The sequence below is a fragment of the Corynebacterium sp. MSK218 genome (assembly GCF_030232655.1).
Classification (GTDB): Bacteria; Actinomycetota; Actinomycetes; order Mycobacteriales; family Mycobacteriaceae; genus Corynebacterium.
This window is the reverse complement of the sequence record NZ_JASPGN010000024.1, coordinates 1-2,102: the sequence shown is the minus strand read 5'-3', so window position 1 is coordinate 2,102 and position 2,102 is coordinate 1. Positions and strand designations below refer to the sequence as shown.

Annotated in this window: 2 protein-coding genes; one reads left to right on the top strand and one right to left on the bottom strand. The window is 49.6% G+C overall.

What is annotated here, in order from left to right; translation table 11 throughout:
* Positions 1–26: 26 nt before the first annotated feature.
* Entirely contained in the window at positions 27–1,253 is a 1,227-nt protein-coding gene (locus QP922_RS12735) for a hypothetical protein (protein ID WP_284809900.1), read from the bottom strand.
* 325 nt (positions 1,254–1,578) lie between these two features.
* Here QP922_RS12735 and QP922_RS12730 point away from each other — a divergent pair, with 325 nt between their 5' ends.
* Positions 1,579–1,887, top strand: a complete 309-nt coding sequence (locus tag QP922_RS12730; RefSeq protein WP_246816559.1) for a transposase — start codon at positions 1,579–1,581, stop codon at positions 1,885–1,887.
* Positions 1,888–2,102 lie beyond the last annotated feature (215 nt).

The window sequence follows — 2,102 nt, the reverse complement described above, 5'->3', positions numbered from 1 at the left end:
AACCGAGTACTATCTCACCCAGCCCATCAACACAGGGCCGTAAAAGAAGCGGAACTAAACCCAGGACGCTTCAGACCGTCTGAATAAATTTCCTTTGCAAGCAAGAAAATATCATCGAACTTGAGTATTTCAGACTTACCAAACCTCAATTCAGAAACATGAACCACAAGCAAGTGATCGTTTATTCGCTGAACTGATTGATGCGCACTCCCCAACTCACGGTCGAAATTTCTTGTTGCAAACGATAGAGGCGAAATGAAGTCACGCTTAATCGGATCCGTCCAAGGCGCGGGTAAGAGTTCGTCTAAAGCGTCGTCGACTTCCTTTTGAGTCGGTCGATCAACCACCACTAGGGACTCGGGAAGCTCGACATGAATCTCTATTTCTTTTGCATGCTTCTCGCTCATCAACTCGATCTCAAGCATGAGAGATGGCATCAATGACGCGGATTTCAAGAGAGCAAATCTACGCAACTGAACATCCGAGACCGCTTCTGCTTCAGCCAAGTGTGTAGCAAAGTCTTCAGGTGTCCGCCCGAAAGCATCCTTACCAAAAATAGGAGACACAGACATGCCAAAAGGACTATTTGATGCCGGCCGAGGTGCACTTGAGCGAAGATTATCAACGCTTTGCCCGACCTGTAGACGCGCCATGTCATAATCTGGGGTCAGAGCCGCGGCAAAACCAAAATGCAGTATCTTGATATCCATCGGTCTTGATGCCTTGGCTAAGACCCGAAGTTTGTTTTTCAAGGCCGCACCAGAAATCTCTGCGGTTTGCCCATTAATTCGCATGTACACTCGCCCGTCATGTACTTCTCCAGATGAGCCAACCGCAGGGAAAATTTCGCCTGTAGGTGGCGCGACGAAAAAGAGCAGTACTTGCTTATCGCCGTACTGTTCTCGCTCCCAAAACCATTCAGGCCTATCCCCTTCTGCACCAATAAGACTGGACAACTTCTTGTGCAAATCGAGAATTTCAAGGCCCTCAACTCCGACGACCCCTTCATCCCCGAGCCCAGCGACCAAGACGGCATATCCGTCGAGGTAACGCTTTGAATCACGGGGATCCCGATTTGCAGCCCCAAGGATGAATTTTGCGAGTTTCGCTTGGTGCTCTTTACTCCTTAAATCGAAGCTCGACTTTACTTCCAGATAAAAGGTCTCGCGGAGATCTGAATCACCGATCAGCGAGCCAATCAACTCACGCCTCTTGGCCGAACCTTGCGGAAACCTTGTGAAGTCATATGGCACTAATTCGATCTCCCTTCCAATTCAATTCATATTTCTAGCACTTGGGATGGACACAGAAACCAAATGTTGGATTCACATAAACTTCCATCCATGTCTACCTCTACTACAACTGAGATCGATAGCTTCGTGGCCCGTCTACTCGACGGACAGCCCCATACACAGCGAGATGAGTCTTTCCTTCAACAGATCGCTGAGAGGGTCGGCAGTAGGACGAGGTTCACCTTTTGCGACGTGGTCACGAAAAGAAAACTCAAAATGAGGTTACCCTCGTTTAGTGGACACCCTATTTGTACGGATCTTGTGTCCGTAGGAGAGGATGTTCATTGTGAGTCAACAGCGCAAGAAGTACACGCCGGAGTACCGGCGTGAAGCCGCGAACCTGGTAATCGAGTCAGAGCGCCCGATTGCCCATGTGGCTAAGGAGATCGGTGTTTCCGCCGGGCTTTTAGGAAAATGGGTCAAACTCGAACGTGAACGCCGAGGAGCCTCAGATGGGATGAGCGAGGCTGATCTCCGAGCTGAGAATGCTCGCCTGCGCCGTGAGTTGGCAGAGGCCAAGATGGATAACGAGTTTTTGTCAAAAGCGACAGCCTTCTTCGCCGCGAAGCAACGCGAGCAGAAAAGTTCGAACTAATGCAGCCAGAGCAAGGCGAACTACAGCATCAAACGCATGGCACGGCTGTTAAAAGTGTCTCGGTCTGGCTACTACAAATGGGCCCATGCGCAGCAGAAAAGACTATCTGGAAAAGATGATCGTGCAGCATTTTACGACGATGTTGACCGAAAGATTCATCAGATTTGGAAAGACTCTGATGAGGTTTATGGTGCTCCGCGGATCACCGCAGAACT